21 protein-coding genes are annotated in these 19,715 nt (G+C 67.1%); 8 read left to right on the plus strand and 13 right to left on the minus strand.

The window, feature by feature from the left end; translation table 11 throughout:
• Window positions 1-11: 11 nt before the first annotated feature.
• The 10 genes from Q5H94_RS17330 to Q5H94_RS17375 all read right to left on the minus strand — a co-directional run bounded on the left by Q5H94_RS17330 (window position 12) and on the right by Q5H94_RS17375 (window position 8,277).
• Entirely contained in the window at window positions 12-677 is a 666-nt protein-coding gene (locus tag Q5H94_RS17330; protein WP_304562558.1) for an HAD hydrolase-like protein, read from the minus strand.
• A complete protein-coding gene (locus tag Q5H94_RS17335) occupies window positions 674-1,180 on the minus strand; it encodes an EF-hand domain-containing protein (RefSeq protein WP_304562559.1) in 507 nt (168 codons plus the stop codon). Before Q5H94_RS17335 ends, Q5H94_RS17330 begins: the two co-directional genes overlap by 4 nt.
• A gap of 74 nt (window positions 1,181-1,254) precedes the next feature.
• The gene (gene rfbF / locus Q5H94_RS17340; RefSeq protein WP_304562560.1) at window positions 1,255-2,025 is read right to left on the minus strand and encodes a glucose-1-phosphate cytidylyltransferase; all 771 of its coding nucleotides are present in this window, start codon (window positions 2,023-2,025) and stop codon (window positions 1,255-1,257) included.
• A gap of 44 nt (window positions 2,026-2,069) precedes the next feature.
• On the minus strand, window positions 2,070-3,104 hold the full coding sequence (queA, locus tag Q5H94_RS17345) for a tRNA preQ1(34) S-adenosylmethionine ribosyltransferase-isomerase QueA (RefSeq protein ID WP_304562561.1): 1,035 nt from the start codon (window positions 3,102-3,104) through the stop codon (window positions 2,070-2,072).
• A gap of 107 nt (window positions 3,105-3,211) precedes the next feature.
• A complete protein-coding gene (locus Q5H94_RS17350; RefSeq protein ID WP_304562562.1) occupies window positions 3,212-3,925 on the minus strand; it encodes a peptidylprolyl isomerase in 714 nt (237 codons plus the stop codon).
• Window positions 3,926-4,172: 247 nt separating this feature from the next.
• Entirely contained in the window at window positions 4,173-4,664 is a 492-nt protein-coding gene (locus Q5H94_RS17355; RefSeq protein WP_304562563.1) for a papain-like cysteine protease family protein, read from the minus strand.
• 252 nt (window positions 4,665-4,916) lie between these two features.
• Window positions 4,917-5,426 carry a pantetheine-phosphate adenylyltransferase gene (gene coaD, locus Q5H94_RS17360; protein WP_304562564.1) on the minus strand — a complete coding sequence of 170 codons (510 nt, stop codon included), beginning with the start codon at window positions 5,424-5,426 and terminating at the stop codon, window positions 4,917-4,919.
• Window positions 5,427-5,558: 132 nt separating this feature from the next.
• The gene (locus tag Q5H94_RS17365) at window positions 5,559-6,464 is read right to left on the minus strand and encodes a polyprenyl synthetase family protein (protein ID WP_304562565.1); all 906 of its coding nucleotides are present in this window, start codon (window positions 6,462-6,464) and stop codon (window positions 5,559-5,561) included.
• Window positions 6,464-6,703, minus strand: a complete 240-nt coding sequence (locus Q5H94_RS17370) for an exodeoxyribonuclease VII small subunit (protein ID WP_304562566.1) — start codon at window positions 6,701-6,703, stop codon at window positions 6,464-6,466. The genes Q5H94_RS17365 and Q5H94_RS17370 overlap by 1 nt, the downstream gene beginning before the upstream one ends.
• 191 nt (window positions 6,704-6,894) lie before the next feature.
• Window positions 6,895-8,277, minus strand: a complete 1,383-nt coding sequence (locus Q5H94_RS17375; protein ID WP_431312188.1) for a helix-turn-helix domain-containing protein — start codon at window positions 8,275-8,277, stop codon at window positions 6,895-6,897.
• 217 nt (window positions 8,278-8,494) lie between these two features.
• Here Q5H94_RS17375 and Q5H94_RS17380 point away from each other — a divergent pair, with 217 nt between their 5' ends.
• From Q5H94_RS17380 to Q5H94_RS17415, 8 genes are all read left to right on the plus strand, one after another.
• The gene (locus Q5H94_RS17380; protein ID WP_304562568.1) at window positions 8,495-10,021 is read left to right on the plus strand and encodes an acyl-CoA carboxylase subunit beta; all 1,527 of its coding nucleotides are present in this window, start codon (window positions 8,495-8,497) and stop codon (window positions 10,019-10,021) included.
• Between the two features lie 37 nt (window positions 10,022-10,058).
• Window positions 10,059-10,322, plus strand: a complete 264-nt coding sequence (locus Q5H94_RS17385; RefSeq protein WP_304562569.1) for a hypothetical protein — start codon at window positions 10,059-10,061, stop codon at window positions 10,320-10,322.
• Window positions 10,319-10,588 (plus strand): type II toxin-antitoxin system RelE/ParE family toxin, encoded by a 270-nt coding sequence (locus Q5H94_RS17390; protein ID WP_304562570.1) that lies wholly within the window; start codon window positions 10,319-10,321, stop codon window positions 10,586-10,588. The genes Q5H94_RS17385 and Q5H94_RS17390 overlap by 4 nt, the downstream gene beginning before the upstream one ends.
• On the plus strand, window positions 10,585-12,723 hold the full coding sequence (gene scpA, locus Q5H94_RS17395; protein ID WP_304562572.1) for a methylmalonyl-CoA mutase: 2,139 nt from the start codon (window positions 10,585-10,587) through the stop codon (window positions 12,721-12,723). Before Q5H94_RS17390 ends, scpA begins: the two co-directional genes overlap by 4 nt.
• Complete coding sequence (locus tag Q5H94_RS17400; protein ID WP_304562573.1) at window positions 12,720-13,067, plus strand: hypothetical protein; 348 nt, start codon at window positions 12,720-12,722, stop codon at window positions 13,065-13,067. Before scpA ends, Q5H94_RS17400 begins: the two co-directional genes overlap by 4 nt.
• Window positions 13,067-14,089 carry a biotin synthase BioB gene (gene bioB, locus Q5H94_RS17405; RefSeq protein ID WP_304562574.1) on the plus strand — a complete coding sequence of 341 codons (1,023 nt, stop codon included), beginning with the start codon at window positions 13,067-13,069 and terminating at the stop codon, window positions 14,087-14,089. Before Q5H94_RS17400 ends, bioB begins: the two co-directional genes overlap by 1 nt.
• A complete protein-coding gene (locus Q5H94_RS17410) occupies window positions 14,086-14,481 on the plus strand; it encodes a lysozyme inhibitor LprI family protein (RefSeq protein WP_304562575.1) in 396 nt (131 codons plus the stop codon). The genes bioB and Q5H94_RS17410 overlap by 4 nt, the downstream gene beginning before the upstream one ends.
• A gap of 295 nt (window positions 14,482-14,776) precedes the next feature.
• Complete coding sequence (locus Q5H94_RS17415; protein WP_304562576.1) at window positions 14,777-16,792, plus strand: acetyl-CoA carboxylase biotin carboxylase subunit; 2,016 nt, start codon at window positions 14,777-14,779, stop codon at window positions 16,790-16,792.
• Window positions 16,793-16,812: 20 nt separating this feature from the next.
• Here Q5H94_RS17415 and Q5H94_RS17420 read toward each other — a convergent pair whose 3' ends face one another.
• The 3 genes from Q5H94_RS17420 to Q5H94_RS17430 form a co-directional block, all read right to left on the minus strand.
• Window positions 16,813-17,055: an XrtV sorting system accessory protein gene (locus Q5H94_RS17420; RefSeq protein WP_304562577.1), complete on the minus strand. Its 243-nt coding sequence runs from the start codon at window positions 17,053-17,055 to the stop codon at window positions 16,813-16,815.
• Between the two features lie 16 nt (window positions 17,056-17,071).
• The gene (locus tag Q5H94_RS17425) at window positions 17,072-18,700 is read right to left on the minus strand and encodes an alpha-D-glucose phosphate-specific phosphoglucomutase (RefSeq protein WP_304562578.1); all 1,629 of its coding nucleotides are present in this window, start codon (window positions 18,698-18,700) and stop codon (window positions 17,072-17,074) included.
• 79 nt (window positions 18,701-18,779) lie between these two features.
• Window positions 18,780-19,592, minus strand: coding sequence for a metallophosphoesterase (locus Q5H94_RS17430; RefSeq protein ID WP_304562579.1), 813 nt, complete (start codon window positions 19,590-19,592; stop codon window positions 18,780-18,782).
• Between the last annotated feature and the right edge of the window lie 123 nt (window positions 19,593-19,715).

Below are 19,715 nucleotides of genomic sequence, written 5' to 3' on the forward strand. Positions count from 1 at the left end.
GACGGAGTCAACTATTCGACGGCGACACCCAGTACATGGTCGCGGACCTCTTCAGGCCGCTCGAACATGATGTCCGGCGCGCAGTTCGACAGGGCGACGCGATTGGCATAGCCCCACAGCACTGCGCCCGCCGCGATGCCGACCTTGCGCGCCGCAGAGATGTCGCGCGTCTCGTCGCCGATCGAGATGACCGCATCGCGCGGGACACCGGTCTTGCGCAGAACCTTGCGATAGCGCGGGGCCTTGCCGAACAGCGACGCGCCGCATTCGAACATCTCGACATGATCGGCGAGCGGGCCGAGCACCGCACGTGCGTTGTTCTCCGCATTCGAGGTGACGACGGCGATGCGCACGCCGGCCTCGCGCAATTCGGTGACGAGATCGATCACGCCGTCGAACAGCTTGATCCTGTCGACCTGCGTCGCGAGCAGCGCGTGGACGTAGCGCCCGATGCGCGGCAGCTTCCACCGCGAGATGCCGAGGTGGCGGATCACCTCGCGCGTGGTGCGGCCGCGCAGCGCGTCGATGTCCTCGGGCGGCACGCGGCGGAAGTTGAAGCGATCGGCGAGGTGATCGGCGATCGACAGGAACCAGTCGCCGCTGTCGGCGAGCGTCCCGTCGAAATCGAAGATCGCGAGCTGGTAGCGCGGGGCGTCGATGGCGGCCTGCACCGTCATTTGCGCCCGCGCTTGCCGCCGGGGCCGCCGGGACGGTCGCCACCGCCGAAGCCGCTGCGGATCGTCAGCAGTTCGGCGCGGGTGAGGTTGCCGTCCTTGTCCTTGTCGAGCCGCGCGAAGATGCTGTCGAAGCGCGCTTCGAGTTCGGCCAGCGTGATGCGGTTGTCGCCGTCGCGGTCGACCTCGAACGGGCTGGGCAGCGCATTGCGGTCGCCGAGCCATTTCAGCGCCCATTCGGCATAGCCGATATATCCGATCGACCCCTTCTTGTCGGGGTCGGCGGCGGCGTAGCTGCGCGCGAGGCAGGCGGTGAGTTCAGCGCGGGAGACGATCGCGTCGCCGTTGGCATCGCAGGCGGCGATCATCATCGCGACCGGCTCGGCGACGATCGTCGCGAGCGGCTGGCCGGGGACAATGGTCGGCGCGACGGGGGCGGGGGCCGGCGTTTGGGCGAAGGCCGGGCACGCCATCGCCGTGGCGAGCGCGAGCGGCACCCGAATCATGCTCCAGTGAGATCGACTGCCCGGCATCGTGCGCCGCGATAGCCGCTTTGCCGCCCGCGTGGATAGACCCTCTCTTACGCCCAGAGCTTCCACGGGGCCTTCTTCGAGGCCCAGAGCGATTCGAGGAACTGGCGGTCGCGCAGCGTATCCATCGGCTGCCAGAAGCCGTTGTGGAAATAGGCCTGGAGGTTGCCCTCGGTGGCGAGCCGCGCCATCGGTTCGAACTCCCACGTCACCGCATCGCCGGCGATATAGTCGCCGACCGAGCGATCGAGCACGAAGAAGCCGCCGTTGATCCAGCCGCCTTCCTCGATCGGCTTCTCGCGGAAATCGGTGACGGCGGTGCCGTCGAGCATGAGCTGGCCGAAACGGCTGAGCGGGCGCACCGCCGTCACCGTCGCCTTGCGGCCGTGGCTCTTGTGGAAGGCGATGCCGCCGGCGATGTCGACGTCGCTGACGCCGTCGCCGTAGGTGAGGCAGAAGGTATCGTCATCGACATGGGCGAGCGCACGCTTCAGGCGGCCGCCGGTCATCGTCTCTTCGCCGGTATCGATCAGCGAGATGCGCCAGTCCTCGGCCTCGTTGCGGTGGACCTGGATCTCGCCGGTCGCGGTGTGGACGGTGATGTCCGACATATGGCGGGCGTAGTTGGCGAAATATTCCTTGATCAGATAGCCCTTGTAGCCGAGGCACACGACGAAGTCGGTGAGGCCGGCATGGGCGTAGAGCTTCATGATGTGCCACAGGATCGGCCGCCCGCCGATCTCCACCATCGGCTTGGGCCGGACCGACGTTTCTTCGGCGATGCGCGTGCCGAGGCCGCCCGCCAGGATCACCACTTTCACTAGACCCGATCCCCCACAATGCGCGAGCGATCTGCCAGCGATTGCTACGCCTTACAAGGGAGCAGCAGGCTCGCGTCGCCGTAGGAGTAGAAGCGGTAGCCCGAGGCGATGGCGTGGGCGTAGGCGGCCTGCATGCGATCGAGCCCCATCAGCGCGGACACGAGCATGAACAGGGTCGAGCGCGGCAGGTGGAAGTTGGTGAGCAGGCCGTCAATGCCCCGGAAGGCGTAGCCCGGCGTGATGAAGATCGCGGTGTCGCCTTCGAAGGGCTGGATCACGCCGTCCGCACCGGTGGCGCTTTCGATCAGGCGCAGGCTGGTGGTGCCGACCGCGATGACGCGGCCGCCGTTCGCGCGCACCGCGTTGAGGCGCGCGGCGGTGGCGGCGTCGATGCGGCCCCATTCGGCGTGCATCGCGTGATCGGCGGTGTCGTCGGCCTTGACCGGCAGGAAGGTGCCCGCGCCGACGTGCAGCGTCAGCGTCGCGTGGCCGATCCCGGCGGCGTCGAGCGCGGCCATCAGGCCGGGGGTGAAGTGCAGCGCGGCGGTGGGGGCGGCGACGGCGCCTTTCTCCGCGGCGAACATCGTCTGGTAATCGTCGAGGTCGCGGGCGTCGGCGGGGCGTTTGGAGGCGATATAGGGCGGTAGCGGCATGCGGCCGGCGCGTTCGAGCAGCAGTTCGACCGGCTCATCGCCGAGGAAGGTGAGGGCGAAGCTGCCGTCCGCGCCGCGATCGTCGGCGATGGCGGAGACGCCGCTGCCGAAATCGATCGCCTCGCCGGGGCGGATACGGCGCGCGTTGCGGATGAAGGCGCGCCAGCGGCGCGGCCCCTCGCGTTTGTGGAGGGTGGCGCCGATCCTTGCCTCCCCGCGCGTGCCCTCGAGCTGGGCGGGGATGACGCGGGTGTCGTTGAAGACGAGCAGATCGCCCGCGCGGAGCTGGCCGGGCAGGTCGGTGACGGCGAGGTCGCGCGTCTCCTCGCCGTCGAGGACGAGCAGCCGCGCCGCGTCGCGTGGGCTCGCCGGGCGCAATGCGATCCGCTCGGGCGGGAGGTCGAAATCGAACAGGTCGACGTTCATGCTGAGCCTATTTCCGACCCCGTTCGCCCTGAGCTTGTCGAAGGGCTGTACTTCTTGGCACGAGGGAAAGGCAGGGCTTCGACAAGCTCAGCCCGAACGGGGAAGGCTTACTTCGCCGCCTTCTTCTTCGTCGTCGCCGCCGGAGCGGGCTTCACCACCGCTGCGGGCTTGGCCGGCCCGAGAAGCGCGGCTGCCGCCGCCGGGGCAAGCGTGGGAGGTGCGGGGGGCACGTACGCCGGCGGATGATCCGCCGCGATATAGGCGTGCAGGATGCGCGAGGGGTTGGCGGGCGGCTCCCCGCGGGTGATCGTATCGACGAAGGGCATGCCCTCGATCACGCGGCCGAACACCGTGTATTTCTTGTCGAGGCTCAGCTTGGGATCGAACACGATGAAGAACTGACTGTTGGCACTGTCCTCCTTCTCCGCGCGGGCGGCGGAGACCGCGCCGCGCACGTGCGGCAGGTAGTTGAACTCGGCGGGCAGATCGGGGAGCGTCGAGCCGCCGGTGCCGTCGCCCTTGGGATCGCCGCCCTGCGCCATGAAGCCGTCGATCACGCGGTGAAAGGCGAGGCCGTCGTAGAAATGCTGGCGCGTCAGCGTCTTGACGCGATCGACCATCTTCGGCGCGGCATCGGGCCGCAGCCAGATGACGACGCGGCCGCCGGTCGACAGATCGAGATACCAGAGGTTTTCAGGATCGGTGACGGAGGCGGGCGGGAGGCGCGGCGGCGCGACCGGCACGACTTCCTTCTTCTTGGCGTAAACGGGGCCGCCGGCCAGGGCGGAGAGCAACACGACCAGACTGATAAGAAAACGCATCATTTCCCCGTGGTACGGCAGGAGGGTGCGCGGGGCTTAGAGCAAATCCGGGCTTGCGCCAATCTGAACGTGGCGGCGGGGCGTTGACTGCCGAAGTTCACACCTGGTTGACACGATTGACGCCTGATTGGAAACTGTCTCCCGCGATCGTTTCCAAAATTGCACCGATCGCGTGCGCCGGCGACAAGAAAGACCGGCTGCGACTATCGCAGATCGGCGGGGTGTAGGACAGCGGCGATCGCGGCGGCTACAGATGCGCGATATAGACGGGTGCCGGTTCGCCCAGTTCCTGCGACCCGAGCATTTCGTTCTTCGCGCAGAAATTGGCGTAGGTTTCCTGATAGCGGCTGCCGACGCCGACCGGGCCGGGATCGTTGACGCCGAGCAACAGCGCCCCATTTATCGTGAGCGCATCGGTGACGACGCGGATGTGCGGCGAGGAGCGCGACGCGCCGGGAAAGCGCACGTCGCATGCCACCCACAGCGGACCCCGCGATTGCACGAGGGTCGCGAACCCGGATTCGGTGTAACACATCGGGGCGAGCGTCCGAAAACCCCAGTTCCGCAGGGACGCCGTGGCGTTGGGATTGAGCCCGGACAGCAGCGACGCCTGGTCGTTGGTGGGCGCGGCGATTGCGTCGTCGCTATCCACGAATCGCAGGCGCGACGCGAGGATCATCCGCATCGACGCCGCCCAGCAGCTCATGCGGTACTTTTGACCATAGACAGGAACAGGCACCGACGATCTCCCCCTCATCAAGTATAGCGCACAATACCACATGATAAGATGGGCGGGGAGTCAAAGTTAACTCACGCGGTATCAAAGACTTAGTTGTCCGCCTATTTGTAGAGATTCGGCGCGAGTCGCGAATTTTCGAAGCTGGATCAGCACCTTGACTGCGTGCGGAGACGCCGCGCGGACGGCGCCCGCGCCGGAACGCGCGCAGGCGATACGCTCAGGCCCGCAGAAATCGGGTGCCCGCGCGGGCTGTTATCGGGTGCCCTTGAGGCCCACTTCGCGCACGCGCTTGCCCACGTCCGCCGCCACGGCCGGCGTTACGAAGCGGTCGATCGGGCCGCCGTAGATGGCGATTTCCTTGACGAGCTTGCTGGCGATCGGTTGCAGCGCGACGTCGGCCATCAGGAAGACGGTCTCGACGCGCGGATTGATCTGCTGGTTCATGCCCGCCATCTGATATTCATATTCGAAATCGGCGACGGCGCGCAGGCCGCGCACGATGACCTTCGCGCCCTCGCGCTCGGCGAAGTCCATCAGCAGCGAATCGAAGCTGACGACATGAATCTCGCCGCCGATGCCGGCGACCTCGCGCTGGACCATCGCCATGCGCTCCTCGAGGCTGAACATCGGCGATTTGGAAGCATTGGTGGTGACGCCGACGACGAGCCGGTCGACGAGCTTCGCCCCGCGCCGGATGATGTCCATGTGCCCGAGCGTGACGGGATCGAAAGTGCCGGGATAGACGCCGGTGCGGATGGTCATTCGGATTGCCCCCAAAAGTCCTTCGATACGGCATTTCGACAAGCTCAATGCCTACTCAGGACGAACGGCTGTTATTTCACTCCGCTCGTCCTGAGTAGCGGCTGAGTGAAGTCGAAGACGGGTATCGAAGGATCACCGATCCCTCTCGAGAATGAAGCGCGCGATCTCGCGCAGCAGATCGGCCTCGGGGCCGTAGTGGCTGAGATGGGCGATCGCCTGATCGACGAGCAGGCGGGCCTGTTCGCGCGCGCGTTCGAGGCCGAGCAGCGAGACGAAGGTTTCCTTGCCCGCGTCGCCGTCCTTGCGCAGCGCCTTGCCGACCGCCGCCTCATCGCCCTCGATGTCGAGCAGGTCGTCGGCGATCTGGAAGGCGAGGCCGATATCGCGGGCGTAGCCGCGCAAGGGGGTGCGGCCCTCGGGCGAGAGCTTGCCAAGGATCGCGCCCATCTCGACGGCGCTGGCGATCAGCGCGCCGGTTTTCAGCGCCTGGAGGCGGGTGATCGTGGGCAGGTCGAAGGTAGTCTTTTCCGCCTCCAGATCCATCATCTGGCCGCCCGCCATGCCGGCGGGGCCGGCCGCGCGCGCGAGATCGAGCACGAGCTCGGCGCGCACGAACGGATCGGGGTGGGTGTCGACGTCAGCGAGCACTTCGAAGGCGAGGGCGTGGAGCGAATCGCCCGCCAGGATCGCGGTCGCCTCGCTATAGGCCTTGTGGACGGTGGGCTTGCCGCGCCGCATGTCGTCGTCGTCCATCGCCGGCAGATCGTCGTGGATCAGCGAATAGACGTGGATGCACTCGATCGCGACGCCGACGCGGCCCGCGCAGTCGCGGTCGACGCCGAACAGCCGCGCGGTGGCGTAGACGAGCAGCGGGCGCAGGCGCTTGCCGCCGCCGATCGCGGCGTGGCGCATCGCCTCGTACAGGTCGCGGCGCGGATCGCCGGGGACGGCGAGCAGCCCGTCGAGGCGGCGGTCGATATCCTCGGCGACGTCGGCGAGCGCTTCCTTGAGCGACGGGGCGGCGAGCGTCGTCGTCATCACGCCGCCGCGAACGGCTGGGTGCCGGTGGGGCGGCCTTCGGCATCGAGCCGGATCGCCTCGATCCGCGCCTGCGCGGCGTCGAGCCGCTCGGCACAGCGGCGGCGCAGCCGGTCGCCGCGTTCGTACAGGCCGATCGCCTGATCGAGCTGCGCGGAGCCGGTTTCGAGCTGCGACACGATTCGCTCGAGCTCGCCAAGCGCTTCTTCGAACGACAGTTCTTCGACGGGTTTGTCCATCGCGCCGCTATGCGCGAGGGGCGGGTTGGGGGTCAAGGACGGGGGTGGCCCATTCTTGAGGCCCTCCCCTTCAGGGGAGGGGTTGGGGGTGGGGCGTCTCAGTCTCACCGAGACCTGCACTTTGCTTTCAAGCGCGCGTTCGCGGCACGGCCCCACCCCCACCCCTCCCCTGAAGGGGAGGGGCTTTAAGATTATTCCAGCGCGTAAGGCACTGCGCCCCTGCGGTCGCGGTCCACCACGATGCGGCCGGCGGCGGGCGGGAAGGCGCGCTGGTCGCAGTCGCCGCGCGGGCAGATGCGGCAGGAGGTGCCGATCGGCGTCGCCGCACCGTCCGTCCTGAGCGCGTCGGCATAGACGAAATCGGCCGCGAAGCTCGCCTCGCAGCCGAGCGCGAGCGCGTAGCGGCGCGGCAGGCGGGTGAAATCCTCCGACGCCTTCACCAGGCCCTTGGCGATCGAGATATAGCGCACGCCGTCGGGCGTCTCGGCGAGCTGCACCAGCACGCGGTCGGGGATCGCGACCGCCTCGTGGACGATCCACAGCGGGCAGGCCCCGCCGAAGCGCGCGAACTTGAGGCGCGTGGCCGAGTGCCGCTTGGTGATGTTGCCCGCCATGTCGACGCGGCAGAAGAAGAAGGGGATGCCGAGCGCGCCGGGGCGTTGCAGCGTCGATAGGCGGTGGCAGGTCTGTTCGAAGCTGGTGCCGAACTGCCGCCGCAGCTTGTCGATATCGTGGCGCGTCGTGCGGGCGGCGGCGCGGAACGGCTCGTACGGCATCAGCAAGGCACCCGCCGCGTAATTGTAGAGCCCGGCGGCAAGCAGGTCGCGCGCGGGGTCGGAGGTCATGCCCGAATGGGCGACCGTCTCCGCGACGAGATCGGCGCAGGCGAGGCGCATGTAGCGGTCGGCAAGGGCGAAGCGGATCGTCTCGGGCGGTTGCGCACCGTCGATGCGCAGCGTGGCGCTGGCGGGATCGTAGGCGCGGACGAGGCCGCCGGCCGCGCCATAGGTCACGGTCACGCCGAAATCGGCGCGCAGGCGTTCCTCCAGCGGCACGCCGGTCTCGGCGAGCGCCTCTGCGCGGCGATCGATCGCATCGACATAGTTGCTGGCGTCGTTGAACCAGTCGCGCACCGCGTTCCACGGCAGGCTGTCGGTCGCGCTCGCCGAGGAATCGAGCTGGTCGTCGAGGATGCGGAGCTGCTCCTGCGCGCGCAGCAGGGCCTGGTGCGTGGCGACGAGGCGGCGGGCGAGGCGCGGCTGTTGCTGCGCGGCGCGGCGCAAGGCGGGCTCGTCGATGGGTTCGGCGGCGATGCCGGGGTCGGAGGCGGCCTCCAGCGCCTCGGCGACGAGGCGGGTCTCGTCGTCGGCGTCGCGCGGTGCCCAGGGCTCGGCGGCGAGTGCTGCCAGCACGCGCGGCGGCACGGGGCGGTGGCCGCTCTCGATCTGCGAGAGATAGCTGACCGAGAGGCCGATGCGCCGCGCCATCGCCGCCTGGGTGAGCGAAAGGCGGGTCCGCAGGGTGCGCAGTTCGTGGCCGGCGTAGAGGCGTTTGGTGGGCGCTATCAAAGACAAACCCTCCAACCGTTCGCCCTGAGCTTGTCGAAGGGCTGCTCTACTTCTCGGCGGTCGAAAGAAGGACGGTGCTTCGACAAGCTCAGCACGAACGGAGTTGGGGTTGCGGCCATCCCGACAGCATAGTTTGCAAACCTTGTCCTCGCAACTTTGCAAGATCACAGTTGCGCGCGGCCGCTTCGCCGCGAAGAGAGGGCGCATAGATTAGGGGAGCCCTATGTCGTCCACGATTGCCGAACTCGAACGCAAGCGCACCGCAGCCAAGGCCGGCGGCGGGGAGAAGCGCGTCGCCGCGCAGCACAGCAAGGGCAAGCTGACCGCACGCGAGCGGCTCGACGTGCTGCTCGACGAAGGCTCGTTCGAGGAGCTCGATATGTACGTCGAGCATAATTGCGTCGATTTCGGCATGCCCGAGCAGACCGTGCCGGGCGACGGCGTCGTCACCGGATCGGGCACGATCAACGGCCGGCTGGTGTTCGTCTTCTCGCAGGATTTCACCGTGTTCGGCGGTTCGCTGTCGGAGCGGCATGCGACCAAGATCTGCAAGATCATGGACATGGCGATGAAGGTCGGCGCCCCCGTCATCGGCATCAACGATTCGGGCGGTGCGCGCATCCAGGAGGGCGTGGCCTCGCTCGCCGGTTATGCCGAGGTGTTCCAGCGCAACGTGCTGGCATCGGGCGTGGTGCCGCAGCTTTCGCTCATCATGGGGCCCTGCGCGGGCGGCGCGGTGTACTCGCCGGCGATGACCGACTTCATCTTCATGGTGAAGGATTCGAGCTATATGTTCGTGACCGGGCCCGACGTGGTGAAGACCGTCACCAACGAGGTGGTGACGCAGGAGGCGCTGGGCGGCGCGATCACGCACACCACCAAGTCGTCGGTCGCCGATCTCGCGCTGGAGGACGATATCGAGACGCTGCTCGCGGCGCGCGACTTCATCGATTTCCTGCCGTCCTCGAACCAGTCGCCGGTGCCCGAGCGGCCGAGCGCGGACCCGTGGGACCGGATCGACGAGAGCCTCGACACGCTGATCCCGGCATCGGCCAACCAGCCGTACGACATGCACGAACTGATCAAGAAGGTGCTCGACGAGGGCGATTTCTTCGAGGTGCAGCCGGCGCATGCGGGCAACATCATCACCGGCTTCGGCCGCGTCGAGGGCAAGACCGTCGGCGTCGTCGCCAACCAGCCGATGGTGCTGGCGGGGTGCCTCGACATCAATTCGTCGAAGAAGGCGGCGCGTTTCGTGCGCTTCTGCGATGCGTTCGAGATCCCGATCATCACGCTGGTCGACGTGCCGGGCTTCCTGCCGGGCGTCGGGCAGGAACATTCGGGCATCATCAAGCACGGCGCGAAACTGCTGTTCGCCTATGCCGAGGCGACCGTGCCCAAGATCACCGTCATCACGCGCAAGGCCTATGGCGGCGCGTATGACGTGATGAGCTCGAAGCATCTGCGCGGCGACCTCAACTACGCCTGGCCGACCGCCGAGATCGCGGTGATGGGCGCGAAGGGCGCGGTCGAGATCATCTTCCGCGGGCTAAACGAGGTCGGCATCGCCGAGAAGACGGCGGAATACGAGGCGCGCTTCGCCAATCCGTTCGTGGCGGCGAGCAAGGGCTTCATCGACGAGGTGATCCTGCCGCATTCAACCCGCAGGCGGATCGCGCTGGGCTTGCGCAAGCTGCGCAACAAGGCGCTCGAGAATCCGTGGAAGAAGCACGACAATATCCCGCTGTGAGCGTTGGTGGTATGACGCTCGCGAGGAGGCCGCACTGATGGACGACCGGGTTCGCATCACGATCGAGATCGACCGCGCCGAGCATGACGCGCTGAGCGGGATCGCCAGCGACCATGCGCAATCGGTCGGCGAGGTCGCGGCCGAGGCGCTGCGTGCGCGGATCGATCTGGAGCGCGACTTCGACGAGGCGGTGCGTGCGGGACTCGAGGATATCGAAGCCGGTCGCGTCATTTCCGATGAAGATTATCTGGCTCACTCCGCCGAACGCCGCAGGCGTTGGCTTGCCGCGCGCGCGGCGTGAAGCTGAACTGGTCGCGGGCGGCAGAAGCGGACATGGATCGGATCTGGCACTTTCTGGCGGAGCGCAGCCCCGACCTTGCCGATCGCATCGAGGTGGCACTTCGCGATGGGGCGAAGCGGTTGATCGATTTTCCGTACCTTGGCCGCCCCCGCCGCGATGGCAGCCGTGAACTTTCGCTACCGGCGATCCAGTACCGGATCGGTTATCTGGTACGCGACGACGACATTCTGATCGCTGCGGTCCGCAGCACGAGAGAAAACGCATGACCGACAAGACACTCGAAGACTGGCAGACCGCCGCCGCCAAGGAGGTGAAGGGGCAGGATCTCACCTGGCCGACGCCGGAGGGGATCGACGTCAAGCCGCTCTATACCGAGGCCGATCTCGACGGGTGGGATCCCGGCCTGCCCGGTTTCGCGCCGTTCACGCGCGGGGTGCGTGCGTCGATGTACGCGGGGCGGCCTTGGACGATCCGGCAATATGCCGGCTTCTCGACCGCCGAAGCATCGAACGCTTTCTATCACCGCAACCTGAAGGCGGGGCAGAAGGGCCTGTCGGTCGCGTTCGATCTCGCGACGCACCGCGGCTATGACAGCGACCATCCGCGCGTGACCGGCGACGTCGGCAAGGCGGGCGTGGCGATCGACACGATCGACGACATGAAGATCCTGTTCGACGGCATCCCGCTCGATCAGATGAGCGTGTCGATGACGATGAACGGCGCGGTGATCCCGATCCTCGCCTTCTTCATCGTCGCGGGCGAGGAACAGGGCGTCGACCGCAAACTGCTCGACGGGACCATCCAGAACGACATCCTCAAGGAGTTCATGGTCCGCAACACCTACATCTATCCGCCCGAGCCGAGCATGCGGATCATCTCGGACATCTTCGGTTATACCAGCCGCGAGATGCCCAAGTTCAACAGCATCTCGATCAGCGGCTATCACATGCAGGAAGCCGGGGCGACGCAGCTCCAGGAGCTCGCCTTCACCATCGCCGACGGCATGGAATATGTGAAATACGGCGTCGCCTCGGGCCTCGACATCGACAAGTTCGCGGGGCGGCTGTCGTTCTTCTTCGCGATCGGCATGAACTTCTTCATGGAGATCGCCAAGCTGCGCGCCGCGCGCGTGCTGTGGCACCGCGCGATGACGCAGCTCGGCGCGAAGGACGAGCGCAGCAAGATGCTGCGCACGCATTGCCAGACGTCGGGCGTCTCGCTCACCGAGCAAGACCCGTACAACAACGTCATGCGCACCACGATCGAGGCGATGGCAGCGATGCTGGGCGGCACGCAGAGCCTCCACACCAACGCGCTCGACGAGGCGATCGCGCTGCCGACCGATTTCTCGGCGCGCATCGCCCGCAACACGCAGATCGTCATCCAGGAAGAGACCGGAATGACAAAGGTCGTCGATCCGCTCGGCGGCTCCTATTATATCGAGAGCCTGACGAAAGAGCTGGTCGACAAGGCGTGGGAGATCATCGAGCGCGTCCAGTCCGAAGGCGGCATGGCCAAGGCCGTCGCGGCGGGCTGGCCCAAGGCGATGATCGAGGAGGCGGCCGCCGCCAAGGCCGCGCGCATCGACCGCGTCGAGGAGGTGATCGTCGGCGTCAACAAGTTCAAGCTGGCGCAGGAAGACCCGATCGACATCCTCGACGTCGATAACGTCGCCGTCCGGGAATCGCAGATCGCGCGCATCAAGAAGGTGAAGGCGGGCCGCGACGAGGCGGCGTGTGTCGCAGCACTCGACGCGCTGCGCGAAGGCGCGAAGGGCGATGCGAACCTGCTCGAACTGGCGGTGGAATGTGCCCGCAAGCGCGCGACGCTCGGCGAGATCAGCCTCGCGATGGAGGATGTGTTCGGCCGCTACGGCACCAAGCCGACGCCGGTGAAGGGCATCTACGGCGGCGCTTACGATGGCGATGCGCGCTGGGACAGCCTGATCGATGGCGTCGGCGCGATCGGCCGGCGGATGGGCCGCAAGCCCAAGATGTTCGTCGCCAAGATGGGGCAGGACGGCCACGATCGCGGTGCCAACCTCGTGAGCTCGGCGTTCGGCGACCTCGGCTTCGACATCGTCGCGGGGCCGCTGTTCCAGACGCCCAAGGAAGCCGCGGCGATGGCGATCCAGGAGAATGTCGACGTGGTTGGCGCGTCGTCGCTGGCGGCGGGCCACAAGACGCTGATCCCCGAGCTGATCGGCCACCTGCGCGAGGCGGGCCGCAGCGACATCAAGGTGATCGCGGGCGGGGTCATCCCCGCGCAGGATTACCAGATCCTGCGCGATGCGGGCGTGCAGGGGATTTTCGGGCCGGGCACCAACCTCGTCGACGCGGCGGGCGAGGTGCTCAAGCTGCTCGGCCACAACATGCCGCCCGAGGCAGAGGCCGCCGAATGATCGAGGATGCCGAGATCGAGCCGGGGCCGCCGGAAGACGGCGTGACCCTGCTCTACGATTACTTCAAGCACCTCACGTCGCTGTGCCTGTTCTCGCTGGGCGGCGTGCTGGCGCTGGCGGCGCAGGTAAAGGGCCGCGGCATCACGCTGCTGATCACGGCGCTGCTGGTGATCGGTTTTGCCGCGCTGCTGTCGTTCAGCGGCGCGGGCGAGATCGTCGGTGCGCGCTACAAGGGCAAGCCTTTGACCGGTCATATCAATATGTACCGGACCGCATCCCCGATCCTGCTGTCGATGGGGCTCGGGGTGTTCGTCTATCTCTTTATGGGAACCTTGAAACTGTGATGCGTACCGACTGGACCCGCGCCGAGATCGCCGATCTCTTCGATCTCCCCTTCGATGACCTGATGTTTCAGGCGCAGACCGTGCATCGCGCGCATCACCGTAGCGGCGAGGTGCAGCTCTGCACGCTCCTGTCGATCAAGACCGGCGGCTGCCCGGAGGATTGCGGGTATTGCAACCAGTCGGCCAGCGCCGAGACCGACCTGAAAGCCTCGAAGCTGATGGACGTGCGTTCCGTCCTGCAATCGGCGGCTCAGGCCAAGGATGCGGGATCGCAGCGGTTCTGCATGGGTGCCGCGTGGCGCAACCCCAAAGACAAGGACATGCCCGCCATCGTCGAGATGGTGAAGGGCGTGCGCCAGATGGGCATGGAGACCTGCATGACGCTCGGCATGCTGACGCCAAAGCAGGCGGAGCAGCTCGCCGACGCGGGGCTCGATTACTACAATCACAATATCGATACCTCGCCGGAGAAATATGGCGAGGTCATCACCACGCGCACCTTCCAGGACCGGCTCGACACGCTGGAGAATGTTCGCGAGGCGGGGATCAACGTGTGCTGCGGCGGCATCGTCGGCATGGGCGAGACGCGCGGTGATCGCGTCGGCTTCGTCCATGCGCTGGCGACCTTGCCGCGGCACCCGGAGAGCGTGCCGGTCAACGCGCTGGTGCCCGTGAAGGGCACGGTGCTGGGCGACATGCTCGCCGATACGCCGCTCGCGCAGATCGACGACATCGAGTTCGTGCGGACGGTGGCCGTCGCGCGCATCACCATGCCCATGAGCATGGTGCGCCTGTCCGCCGGCCGCGAGAGCATGAGCGAGGCGACGCAGGCGCTGTGCTTCATGGCGGGCGCCAACTCGATCTTCACCGGCGACAAATTGCTGACGACCGGCAACCGCGGCGACAGCGCGGACGCTGTTTTGTTCGCGAAGCTCGGGTTGAAGGCGATGGAGGGCGAGGAGCCGGCGCGCGCGGCGAAGGCCTGTGGCGTCGCGCATGAACATGCGGTGGCGGCCGAATGATCTCGCTGCTGCTGCTCGCGCTCGCCGCGCCCGATCACAAGCCCGGGGCGACACCGACGCCGGTTGCGAAGCCGACTCCGGGCCCGCTCACCAAGGCGGCGCTGGCGGACTATGCGAAGGCGGACGGCGAGATGGCGGCGCAGTGGAAGCTCACCAACGCCTTCATGAAGGGCAAGGATGCGCTCAACAAGACGCGCGGCGGCGGCTTCGGCTATGCGGCGGCGCTGCTGGAAAGCCAGCGCGCGTGGATCCGCTATCGCGACACCGCCTGCGCGGTCGAGGGCGGGGTGCATGCCGGCGATCCGCGGCAGGGCCTCATCATCGCCCAGTGCAAGACCGCGCTGACCAACGCGCGGCGGTTGCAGCTCAAGGGGCTGACGGTCGTCGAATGATGCGCGCCGCGTTCACCCCAGCCACCACCCGTCATGCCGGACCTGTTCCGGCGTCCGCCGTGCAGCAAGACACGGCAGGATGTGCGGCGCGTTGGACCCCCGAACACGTCCGGGGTGACGATGCGTTTGGGGCCGCCGTTCCGCATATTTTCCGCCGTCATGCTGAACTTGTTTCAGCATCCATCTCTCAACCAGCGCCGTCCGTGCCCCTGGCACGATGGACCCTGAAACACGTTCAGGGTGACGGCCAGCAGCAGGTTCGCGCGGTGCGCGAACGCATCATCTAGGGGCCGTCATGTTCAAGAAAATCCTGGTCGCCAATCGCGGCGAAATTGCTTGCCGTGTCATGCGGACTGCCAAGAAGATGGGGATCGCGACCGTCGCGGTCTATTCGGACGCCGATGCGCGTTCGCCGCACGTCCTGATGGCCGACGAGGCCGTCCGGCTCGGGCCGCCGCCCGCTGCGGAGAGCTATCTGCTCGCCGATCTCATCCTGCTCGCCGCCAAGGAGACGGGGGCGGATTGCATCCATCCCGGCTACGGCTTCCTGTCGGAGCGTGAGAGCTTCGCCAAGGCGTGCGCCGAGGCCGGGATCGCCTTCGTCGGCCCGCCGCCCAACGCCATCGCCGCGATGGGCGACAAGATCGAATCGAAGAAGCTCGCCAAGGCGGCGGGCGTCAACGTCGTGCCGGGCTTCCTCGGCGAGATCGCCGACACCGACGAGGCGGTGAAGATCGCCGGCGACATCGGCTATCCGGTGATGATGAAGGCCTCGGCCGGCGGCGGCGGCAAGGGCATGCGCCTCGCGTACAGCGAGAAGGACGTGCGCGAAGGCTTCGAGGCGACCAAGCGCGAGGGCCTCGCGTCGTTCGGCGACGACCGCGTCTTCATCGAGAAGTTCATCGAGAGCCCGCGCCACATCGAAATCCAGGTGATGGGCGACAAGCACGGCAACGTCGTCTACCTCGGCGAGCGCGAATGTTCGATCCAGCGCCGCCACCAGAAGGTCGTGGAAGAGGCGCCGTCGCCCTTCGTCACGCCGAAGATGCGCAAGGCGATGGGCGAGCAGGCGGTCGCGCTGGCGCAGGCGGTGGGCTATCATTCGGCGGGCACGGTCGAGCTGATCGTGTCGGGCGCGGACACGACGGGGCAGGGATTCTACTTCCTCGAGATGAACACCCGCCTGCAGGTCGAGCATCCCGTCACCGAGGCGATCACGGGCCTCGATCTGGTCGAGCTGATGATCCGCGTGGCGTATGGCGAGAAGCTGCCGTTCCAGCAGAAGGACGTGACGCTGACCGGCTGGGCGATCGAGAACCGCGTCTATGCCGAAGATCCCTATCGCGGCTTCCTGCCGTCGATCGGCCGTCTCGTGCATTACGATCCGCCCGAGGATCAGCGCCCCGAATACGGCCCCGTCGGCAAGGGCGCGCCGTACATCCGCGTCGATGACGGCGTGAAGGAGGGCGGCGAGGTCAGCATGTTCTACGATCCGATGATCGCCAAGCTGATCACCCATGCCGACACGCGCGAGGAGGCGATCGACCTGCAGATCGCCGCGCTCGACCGGTTCGAGATTTCGGGCCCCGGCAACAACATCGATTTCCTGTCGGCGCTGATGCAGCACAAGCGCTTCCGCTCGGGCAACATCACGACGGGCTTCATCGCCGAGGAATATCCCGAAGGCTTCGTCGGTGCGCCGGCATCGGCGGATCTGCTCAAGGAACTGGCGGCGGTGGCGGCGTTCGCGGCGACGGCGGAGGCCGACCGCGCGCGGCGCACCGACGGCCAGCTCGGCGACCGGCTCGATCCGCCGTCCGAGTGGGTGGTGCGGATCGGCGACAAGGATCACGCCGTCTCGGTGTCCGAGGAAGCGATCGCCGTCGACGGCGCGGATCTCGATATCGCGATGGAATATACGCCGGGCGACCGCGTGATCGAGGCCGAGGTCGACGGCACGCCGCTGATCGTCAAGATCGCGCGCACCCGCACCGGCTTCCGCCTCAACGCGCGCGGCGCGATCCACAAGGCGCGGGTGCTGCCCGCGCATGTCGCGCCCTATGCCAAGCACCTGCTGGTGAAGGTGCCGCCCGATCTGTCGAAGTTCCTGCTCTGCCCGATGCCGGGCCTGCTGCAGAAGCTCTATGTCAACGCGGGCGACAAGGTGGAGGCGGGCCAGCCGCTCGCCGTCGTCGAGGCGATGAAGATGGAGAACATCCTGCGCGCCGAAAAGACCGGGGTGGTGAAATCGGTCGAAGCCAAGCCCGGCGAGAGCCTGGCGGTGGACGCCGTGATCCTGGAGATGGAATAGGCCGCTCGGCCGCTCGTCCGTTAGCGGGCGAGCGGCCGCAGGAAATAAAAGACGTAGCCGACCGACGCCGCGATCATCGCGGCCGCGGCGAAATGATAGCCTTCGTTGCCGAGATAGTTCGCCACCGCGCACCCGACCGAGGCGACGAGATAGTGGATCAGAAAATCGCCCGGCACCTTGGTCTCGGCGACCGAGCGGCTGAGAAACAGCGTGATGATCGCGCAGAATATGGCGACCGTGATCCAGTCGTAGATGGTTTTCATGCCGCTCCTTCGCGGGTCAGGTGACGACGTCGGGCGCGTTGCGGCCGGTGTGTGCGGCGATCCCGGCGATCTGCGCGGCGGCGGCGATCAGGTCGGCGAGGGCGACGGGCGTGTCCTGCGTTAGATCGCCGGTCGCGGGTTCGTAGCGTTCGAGATAGACGCGCAACGTCGCGCCCGACGTGCCGGTGCCCGACAGGCGATAGACGATGCGCGAGCCGCCGTCGAAGCCGATGCGGATGCCCTGCTTCTGCGAGGTCGAGCCGTCGACCGGATCGATGTAGGCGAAATCGTCCGCCGACACGATCTTTAGGCCGTTGACCGTGCTGCCGGGAAGCTCCGTGAGCTTGCCCCGCAGCGCCGCCATCAGCGCGTCGGCAGCGGCGCTGTCCACGCCCTCGTAGTCGTGGCGGGCGTAATAGTTGCGGCCGTACTTCGCCCAATGCTCGGTCGCGATGTCGGCGACGCTCTGGCGGCGGACGGCGAGGATGTTGAGCCAGAGCAGCACCGCCCACAGCCCGTCCTTCTCGCGGACATGGTCGGAGCCGGTGCCCGCACTCTCCTCGCCGCAGATCGTCGCTAGGCCCGCGTCGAGCAACGTGCCGAAGAATTTCCAGCCGGTCGGCGTCTCGTACAGCGCGATGCCGAGCGCTTCCGCCACGCGGTCGGCGGCACCGCTCGTCGGCATCGAGCGCGCGATGCCCTTGAGCCCGCCCGCGTAGCCCGGCGCGAGATGCGCGTTGGCCGCCAGCATCGCCAGCGAATCCGACGGCGTGATGAAGATGCCGCGCCCGATGATGAGGTTGCGGTCGCCGTCGCCGTCCGACGCCGCGCCGAAATCGGGCGCATCGGGGGCCATCAGCGCGTCGTACAGCGCCTTGGCGTGGACGAGGTTGGGATCGGGATGATGGCCGCCGAAATCGGGCAGCGGCACGCCGTTCAGGATCGCGCCCTCGCCCGCGCCGAGGCGACGGCCGAGGATTTCGGTCGCATACGGTCCCGTCACCGCACTCATAGCGTCGAACGATAGCCGGAAGCCCGAGGCGATCAGCGCGCGGATTGCGTCGAAATCGAAGAGGCGTTCCATCAGCGCGGCGTAGTCGGCGACGGGGTCGATCACCTGCACGGTCATGCCGCCGATCACCGTCTCTTCGACCGTATCGAGGTCGATGTCGTCGGCATCGACCGTCAGATAGCGATCGATGACCTGCGAGCGGGCGTAGATCGCCTCGGTAATCGCCTCGGGCGCGGGGCCGCCATTGCCGATATTGTATTTGATCCCGAAATCCTCGTCGGGCCCGCCGGGATTGTGGCTGGCCGACAGGATCAGCCCGCCGAACGCGCCGTACTGGCGGATGACGTTGCTCGCCGCCGGAGTGGAGAGGATGCCGCCCTGGCCGACCAGCACGCGGCCGAAGCCGTTTGCCGCCGCCATGCGCAGCACGATCTGGATCACCTCGCGATTGTAATAGCGCCCGTCGCCGCCGAGCACGAGCGTCGCGCCATCATGCGCGCCGAGGCTGTCAAACGTCGCCTGCACGAAATTCTGGATGTAGTTCGGCTGCTGGAAGTGCCGCACCTTCTTGCGCAGGCCGGATGTGCCCGGCTTCTGGTCGGCGAAGGGCGTGGTTTCGACAGTGCGGATCATGAGGCCCCCGAGAGATGTATCAATGCCGTAGCCAATGCACCGTGGTCGTGACAATGGCGGGTCGGGGAACGGTCTGGATTCAGGCGGCTTCTTCGGTGCGGGCGCGGGCGACCCCGCGCGCTTCGAGGAAGCGGCGCGTCTCGCCTTCCAGCACGACCGCGCTCAGCACGCCGGTCGCGAAGGCACCGGTATCCACGCCGATGCGGTTGGCGCGATCTACGGGTGCTTTCGATACGCTGTGACCGTGGACGATCACGCTGCCATGATAGCGATCGCTGTTGAGAAACGGCGCGCGGATCCAGCGCAGATCGCGCGCGCTCTGCGCGTCCAGCGCGACGCCGGGCTGTACGCCGGCGTGGACGAACAGGTAATCCCCGAGCTGTACCGACTCCTCGCCCGCGCGGAAAAGGGCGAGGTGCGTTTCCGGGATCAGTTCGCGCAGGCGCGACACGTTCTCGTCGGCGGAGCGGCTGCGCATCTCGTGGTCGGTCAGGCCGTAACTGGTCATGGTTTCATACCCGCCGATATGGCCGAACATATCGCGCGCATCGGTGTCGCCGTCGAGCATCTCGAGCAGGATCTGCTCGTGATTGCCCTGGATGATGCGCAGCGGCACGCGCTCCGCCTGCAATCGCAGGATACGCTCGACCACGCCGGCGGAATCGGGGCCGCGATCGATCAGGTCGCCGAGGAAGACCAGCGTGAAGCGCTCCGCCGGGCGCGTCTGCAGGTCCGCGACGATCTGGCTGAGCATCATGTCGAGCAGATCGCGGCGGCCATGCACGTCGCCGATCGCGTAGATCCGCATGTCTTGCGGTGCGGCCGGCGTCGGCCACGCCTCCTCCGCATCCACCGCGACGGGCGGTTCGGTGGTGCGCAGGCGCGAAAGCAAGGATGCTATCGAAACGATGGAAACGACCCCCATGGGCACCGGGCGCAAGCCCGGACCCGGCGCGCCTTTTGCGCCCGATCCCCGTGCGATTCAAGCGGGGCGGCGGCGCGAGAGGCGTGCCGC

The sequence above is a fragment of the Sphingomonas immobilis genome, assembly GCF_030580995.1.
Lineage (GTDB): Bacteria > Pseudomonadota > Alphaproteobacteria > Sphingomonadales > Sphingomonadaceae > Sphingomonas > Sphingomonas immobilis.